This is a genomic window from Roseomonas acroporae, from assembly GCF_023223525.1.
In the GTDB taxonomy this organism is placed as follows: Bacteria; Pseudomonadota; Alphaproteobacteria; order Acetobacterales; family Acetobacteraceae; genus Roseomonas_E; species Roseomonas_E acroporae.
In genome coordinates, this window is the sequence record NZ_JALPRX010000125.1 from 23,896 (window position 1) to 29,895 (window position 6,000).

A 6,000-nucleotide genomic window follows, 5' to 3' on the forward strand; every position below is an offset into this window, starting at 1 on the left:
CCGGGATCGGGCGGCGGCCGGCCGCACGGCCCGGCCCGACACGCCCGGATTCTACACCCGACGCGACGCCGCCGCCCTTGAACCGGGCGGCGGCGTCGCTAATTTCCGGGTCGTCGGAGGCGCCCGAACGGGGCTTCCGGCACGGTCCGGACCACGCCGCGCCGCCCGATCGGGGGCGAGGCATCCGCGAACCGTCATTCACAACCGGACCTTGCTTCCCGAGGAGGTTCTCCGAATGAGCTCGCTCGACTTCGCCCCCCTGTTCCGCACCGCCATCGGCTTCGACCGTCTGGCCCGGCTGGTGGAGACGGCGCGCACCAGCGCCGACGCCCCGTCCTTCCCGCCCTACAACATCGAGAAGACGGGTGACGACACCTATTCCCTCACCCTGGCCGTCGCCGGCTTCGGCCCCGACGACATCGAGATCGTCGCGCGCGACAACACCCTGACCGTGTCCGGCAAGGCGCCGGCGCAGGGCGAGAGCCGCGCCTTCCTGCATCGCGGCATCGCCGGCCGCGCCTTCGAGCGCCGCTTCGTGCTCGCCGACCACATCGTGGTCGAGGGCGCCGGCCTGGAGAACGGCCTGCTGCAGGTGGCGCTGCGTCGTGTGGTTCCCGAGGCGCTGAAGCCCCGCCGGATCGAGATCGGCACCCGTGCCGACCGCCCGGCGCTGACCGGGCAGGAGTCCGGCCGGGGCGTCGCCGACGGCGCCAACGACCAGGCGCCCGTCGCGCCGCCGCAGGCGGCCTGATCCGGTGGCCGCCCCGCCCCGTCCGGGGTGGGCGGCCTCGCCCCGGGCGGCATCGCGATGCCGCCCGGGACGCCGGAACGGGAAACCGGAATGACGGGGGCCGGCGGCACGTTCCGCCGGCCCCTTTCGCGTCGGCCTCGCATTCCAGGCGTCCGACCGTCCCGCGCGGTCCGTCCTGGCCGGGCGGTGCATGCGCCCGACGCCTGGCAGGTGCCCGCGCCGGGCCGGGCGGGGCGCGTGGCCTGAGGGGCGGCGCGCCCCGACGACGGGAACCGGGCCTGTGCGGGCGGCGGGACTGCCCGAACCGTCCCTGTGGTGACCCCGGGTCGGTGTGGCGCCGCCGCCATGGTCCGTCGGCGATCGCCCGGGGCGCGATTTGAGGCGCGATTTGGGGAGGCCCCCCCATGCAAGGGGCGGCCGCCGCCGTCCCGGCCGTCAGTCGGGTTCCTCGGCGGGGCGGCGGAACAGGGCTTCCGCCGTGCCGCGGTGCCGCTCGCGCGCCGCGATGGCGGCCTCGGCACGGTCGATCTCGCCGCGCAGCGCCGCGATGTAGTCGCGCAGCTCGGCCACGTCCCAGCCGTCCAGCACCGCCGGCACCAGGCCTGACCGGCGCCGCGTCGGCGTCTCCTCTTCCATGAGCAACGGACTCCTTCCCTTGAGTGCCGGCGGACGGTATGGCGTGGCGCGACGCGGCGGCAGGGGGGCGAGGCTTCACCCGGCGCCGCGCCACACCCAAATAAAAGTCGCCCTGTGGTGACAAGTCGGCGGGCCTGGCGCCATCCGCGTGCTAGAAGCCGCTCCCGACTGGGCGGGAACCGAGGGTTCCGCCCGCAACGAGGTTCCTTCGCTATGACGTTGCCCCTGATGCCCAAGGCCACCGCCGTGTGGCTGATCGACAAGACCGCCCTGACCTTCGAGCAGATCGCCGATTTCGTCGGCATGCATCCGCTCGAGGTGCAGGCCATCGCAGACGGGGAGGTGGCGCAGGGCATCGTCGGCTACGACCCGATCGCCAACGGCCAGCTGACCCGAGAGCAGGTCGAGAAGGCGGAGAACGATCCGGCCGCCCGCCTGTCCCTGGTCGAGAGCAGCATCCCGCAGCCGAAGCCGCGCTCCAAGGGCGCCCGCTACACCCCCGTCTCCAAGCGCAACGACCGCCCGGACGCCATCGCCTGGCTGCTGCGCCACCACCCGGAGCTGCCGGACCCGGTGGTCGGCAAGCTGGTCGGCACCACCAAGGAGACGATCGCCAAGGTGCGCGACCGGACCCACTGGAACAGCGCCAACATCAAGCCGCGCGACCCGGTGATCCTCGGCCTCTGCACCCAGTCGGACCTGAACGCCGCGATCATCGCCGCCGGCGACCGGCCGGACGCCGCGATGCCGCCGCCCGCCCTGGAGGAGGACGACGCGGCCTGACCCTGCCTGCGGAAGGGGTTCCCGAAGCGGGGCGCTCCGCGGCGCGTGGGCGTCGGGCACGGAGTGGGCGGCTGGCCGGCGCCACGGCCCGGGGCCGAAGGCTCCGCCGCCCCGATCCGCCGCCCGGCCGGTCGAAGGGCAGGGGGCCGTTCGCCCCCCACCCGGTCAAGCCGTCAGGCCGCCACGCCGGGCTGGCGAAGCCGTTCGATCTCCTCGCGCAGGCGCAGCTTGTCGCGCTTGAGGCGGCTCAGCGCCTCGGGGTCGGGCAGCGGTCGCGTGACCTCCTCGGTGATCCGGCTTTCCAGCGCGATGTGACGCTCCTCGAGCGCGCGCAGCCTGGGCTGGTGGTTCATGCGTTCGTTCGCCTCCTTCGCCGGCGCCGGTTGGCGGCGATGCGTGGCAAGGACCGACCGGGCGTGGCTGCCCCCAGCGTGGCTGCCCCCAGCCCATCCTCCCAAGGCCGCGTCTGTTGCGCCGGCGCCTCCTCATGCTAATGGCGCCGCAGCCCCGAATGCACCCCCCATGACGGCCGTGTTACCGAAATGCTCGATGACCGCGATTCCCTGCTGCGCCGACTGCACGAGCTGCGGAGCGAGCACCGCGACCTCGACACCGTGATCGCGCGGATGGAGGGCTCGGCGATGGAGCAGATGCAGATGCAGCGTCTCAAGAAGCGCAAGCTGAAGCTCAAGGACGAGATCTCCTGGATGGAGAGCCGTCTCCTGCCCGATATCATCGCTTGAGAGCCTGCCCGGGAGGCCCGCCGGCCGGTCCGGCGGGCCCCTGCCGCGCCGGAAGCGTCGGCCCCCTGCGCCGGTGCGTCGCCTCGGGGCGGCGGGCCGGCCCGCGGCGCCCGGCGCGCCGCGCCGGGCCGTTTCCGGGGCGGAAGGTCCCTCGCCATCCCCGCCGCCGCCGGTCCCTCGGACAGGCGTCGGGCGGGCGGGCGGCGGGCGATCGCCGCGCCGGCCATTTCCCCGTCCCGACCAGCCCGCCGGAGCCCGCCCGCGCATGACCGCCGCGCCCATCGCCGACCCGGACGCCGATCCCTCCCCAGCCCCGACGGCCGGCCCGGCCGCCGGAGCGCCCGCGCCGCTGGTCGGGGTCATCATGGGCAGCCGCTCGGACTGGGAGACGATGCGCCACGCCGTGGCGATGCTGGAGCGGCTCGGCATCCCGCACGAGGCGCGGGTGGTCTCGGCCCACCGCACGCCGCAGCGCCTGCACGACTACGCCGCCGCCGCCGCCGGCCGGGGGCTGAAGGTGATCGTCGCCGGCGCCGGCGGCGCCGCCCACCTGCCGGGCATGGCGGCGGCGATGACGCCGCTGCCGGTGCTCGGCGTGCCGGTGGAATCGCGGGTGCTGCGCGGCGTGGACAGCCTGCTTTCCATCGTGCAGATGCCGGCCGGGGTGCCCGTCGGCACGCTGGCGATCGGGCAGGCGGGCGCGGCCAATGCGGGGCTGCTCGCCGCCGCCATCCTCGCCCTCTCCGACCCCGCCCTGGCCGCCCGGCTCGACGCCTTCCGCGCCGCCCAGACCGAGGGCGTGCCGGAAACCGTCGCGGACGCCGCGCCGTGAGCGGTGATTCCCCTCGCGCCGTGAACGGTGATTCCCTCCGCGCCGTGAACGGTGATTCTCTCCGCGCCGTGAACGGCGACGCCTTCCGCGCCGCCGAGGGCGCCGCCGCCGGGGCGGTGCTCGCGCCCGGCGGCACCATCGGCATCCTGGGCGGCGGCCAGCTCGGGCGCATGTCGGCGCTGGCGGCCGCGCGCCTCGGTTATCGCTGCCATGTGTACGGCACGGCGCCGGACCAGCCCGGCATGCTGGTCGCGGCCGCCAGCACCGTCGCCGCCTACGAGGATGCCGGGGCGCTGGCGCGCTTCGCGGCGGCGGTCGACGTGGTCACCTTCGAGTTCGAGAACGTTCCCGCCGCGACGCTGGCCGTGCTGGCGCCGCTGGTCCCCTGCCGCCCCGGCGTGCGGGTGCTGGAGGTCTGCCAGGACCGGGTGGCGGAGAAGCGCTTCCTGGAGGCGGCCGGCGTCCCCGTCGCCCCCTGGCGCGAGGTGGACAGCCTCGCGGCCCTGGAGGCGGCGGTGGCCGGGCTGGGCCTGCCGGCGGTGCTCAAGACCACGCGGCTCGGCTATGACGGGCGCGGCCAGGCGGTGCTGCGCCGGCCGGAGGACGCGGCCGCGGCCTTCGCCCGCCTCGCCCCGCGCCCGCTGGTGCTGGAGGCCTTCGTGCCCTTCGCGGCCGAGGTCTCGGCCATCGCCGCGCGCGGCGCGGACGGCGCCGTCGCCGTCTACGACGCCACCGAGAACCGGCACCGCGACCACATCCTCGACCTCAGCTTCGCCCCGGCGCGCCTGCCCGAGCCGGTGCGGGCGGCGGCGCAGTCGCACGCGGCGCGGGTGGCCGAGGCGCTCGGCCTCGTCGGCGTGCTGGCGCTCGAGATGTTCGTGCTGCCCGACGGCACGCTGCTCGGCAACGAGATCGCGCCGCGGCCGCACAATTCCGGCCACTGGACCCTCGATGCGTGCCTCGCCAGCCAGTTCGAGCAGCATGTCCGCGCCGTGGCCGGGCTGCCGCTGGCCGGGACGGGGCGGCACGGCGACGCGGTGATGCGCAACCTCGTCGGCCCCGAGGGCTGGGCGCGCTGGCCGGCGCTCGCGGCGCGGCCGGACGTCGCGCTGCATCTCTACGGCAAGGCCGAGGCGCGGCCGGGGCGCAAGCTCGGCCATGCCACCCGCCTGCTGCCGCTCGGCGCGCTGGCGCGGCAGGACGACGCGGCGTCGCTCTCGGGGCTGTGACCGTTTTGCCATGGCCCGCTGTGGCAGTGCCGCCACAGCGTGTCGGAAACGCTCCCATCCGTGCTGGCAGGAGAACGGAGCGATGCTAGGTTCTGCGCACGTTGCGCTGGAATCGCGGGCCCCGGATCAGGTTGCCCTATGCGACGCCAGGCCGTTCGAGTGGGACCGAGGAGATTTGAAATGAGCCTGAGGAAGGCGCTTCTGGCCGCGACGATCCTGTCGCTGCCGCTGACGGCGCAGGCGCAGCCCGTGACCGGCCTGTACGTCGGTGCGGGCGTCGGCGCGAACTACCGCGAGGACAGCAACAGCGGCTACAGCGGCCCCGGCAGCCAGGTTTCGCTGGGTTCGCGCCGCCCGACCTTCGGCACCTCGCTGAACCAGGAGTTCAACTGGGGCTTCGCCGGCGCGCTCAGCCTCGGCTGGGGCTTCGGCAACGGTCTGCGCGCCGAGGTCGAGGGCAACTTCCGCCAGAACGACGTCGACAAGGTCACCACCCGCAACGGCGCCCTGATCCCGCACTCGGGCTATGGCCGCTCCTACGGCGTGATGGCCAACGTCCTGTACGACTTCAACATCCCGAACTGGCCGGTGGTGCCCTACATCGGCGCCGGCGTCGGCTACGTCTGGACCGAGAACAAGAACGTCGGCGGCTTCCTGCCGGGCTACCCTGGCCCGACCTCGAACCCGACGGCGAACGGCGTGCGCTTCCGCAGCGACGACACCGACAGCCAGTTCGCCTACCAGGCGATCGGCGGTCTCGCCCTGCCGATCCCGGCGGTGCCGGGCCTGGCCATCACGGCCGAGTACCGCTACCTCGCCTCGCTCAACGCCCGCATCGACGGCAACGTCCGCACGGTCAGCGGCGCCGCCATCCCGGGCAACAGCGGCCAGGGTCGCCTGAGCGTCGAGAACATGAACCACAGCATCATGCTGGGTGTTCGGTACAACTTCGGCGTGGCCCCGCCGCCGCCGCCGCCGCCGCCGGTCGCGGTGGCGCCCGCCCCGGCGCGCACCTACCTGGTGTTC

8 protein-coding genes are annotated in these 6,000 nt (G+C 74.7%); 6 read left to right on the plus strand and 2 right to left on the minus strand.

What is annotated here, in order from left to right; all coding sequences use genetic code 11:
* Positions 1-235 precede the first annotated feature (235 nt).
* Positions 236-751 (plus strand): Hsp20 family protein, encoded by a 516-nt coding sequence (locus M0638_RS24195; RefSeq protein ID WP_248669528.1) that lies wholly within the window; start codon positions 236-238, stop codon positions 749-751.
* A gap of 435 nt (positions 752-1,186) precedes the next feature.
* Here the strand turns inward: M0638_RS24195 and M0638_RS24200 are convergent, their stop codons facing one another.
* Positions 1,187-1,387 (minus strand): DUF1192 domain-containing protein, encoded by a 201-nt coding sequence (locus M0638_RS24200; RefSeq protein ID WP_248669529.1) that lies wholly within the window; start codon positions 1,385-1,387, stop codon positions 1,187-1,189.
* A gap of 213 nt (positions 1,388-1,600) precedes the next feature.
* Between M0638_RS24200 and M0638_RS24205 the strand changes: the two genes are divergently transcribed.
* The gene (locus tag M0638_RS24205) at positions 1,601-2,170 is read left to right on the plus strand and encodes a DUF1013 domain-containing protein (protein WP_248669530.1); all 570 of its coding nucleotides are present in this window, start codon (positions 1,601-1,603) and stop codon (positions 2,168-2,170) included.
* Between the two features lie 173 nt (positions 2,171-2,343).
* Here M0638_RS24205 and M0638_RS24210 read toward each other — a convergent pair whose 3' ends face one another.
* Complete coding sequence (locus M0638_RS24210) at positions 2,344-2,523, minus strand: YdcH family protein (protein ID WP_248669531.1); 180 nt, start codon at positions 2,521-2,523, stop codon at positions 2,344-2,346.
* A 189-nt stretch (positions 2,524-2,712) separates the two neighbouring features.
* Between M0638_RS24210 and M0638_RS24215 the strand changes: the two genes are divergently transcribed.
* The 4 genes from M0638_RS24215 to M0638_RS24230 all read left to right on the plus strand — a co-directional run.
* A complete protein-coding gene (locus M0638_RS24215; protein ID WP_248669532.1) occupies positions 2,713-2,913 on the plus strand; it encodes a YdcH family protein in 201 nt (66 codons plus the stop codon).
* Positions 2,914-3,277: 364 nt separating this feature from the next.
* Positions 3,278-3,745 (plus strand): 5-(carboxyamino)imidazole ribonucleotide mutase, encoded by a 468-nt coding sequence (gene purE / locus M0638_RS24220; RefSeq protein ID WP_248669535.1) that lies wholly within the window; start codon positions 3,278-3,280, stop codon positions 3,743-3,745.
* A 116-nt stretch (positions 3,746-3,861) separates the two neighbouring features.
* Complete coding sequence (locus tag M0638_RS24225) at positions 3,862-4,974, plus strand: 5-(carboxyamino)imidazole ribonucleotide synthase (protein WP_408903669.1); 1,113 nt, start codon at positions 3,862-3,864, stop codon at positions 4,972-4,974.
* Positions 4,975-5,154: 180 nt separating this feature from the next.
* Positions 5,155-6,000, plus strand: an 846-nt coding sequence (locus tag M0638_RS24230) for an outer membrane protein (RefSeq protein WP_248669533.1), incomplete at its 3' end; no start/stop codon positions are given.

Coding starts and splice junctions, on each gene's coding strand:
- M0638_RS24195 (WP_248669528.1), top strand. CDS start 236: ATGAGCTCGCTCGACTTCGCCCCCCTGTTCCGCACCGCCATCGGCTTC.
- M0638_RS24200 (WP_248669529.1), bottom strand. CDS start 1,387: ATGGAAGAGGAGACGCCGACGCGGCGCCGGTCAGGCCTGGTGCCGGCG.
- M0638_RS24205 (WP_248669530.1), top strand. CDS start 1,601: ATGACGTTGCCCCTGATGCCCAAGGCCACCGCCGTGTGGCTGATCGAC.
- M0638_RS24210 (WP_248669531.1), bottom strand. CDS start 2,523: ATGAACCACCAGCCCAGGCTGCGCGCGCTCGAGGAGCGTCACATCGCG.
- M0638_RS24215 (WP_248669532.1), top strand. CDS start 2,713: ATGCTCGATGACCGCGATTCCCTGCTGCGCCGACTGCACGAGCTGCGG.
- purE (WP_248669535.1), top strand. CDS start 3,278: ATGGGCAGCCGCTCGGACTGGGAGACGATGCGCCACGCCGTGGCGATG.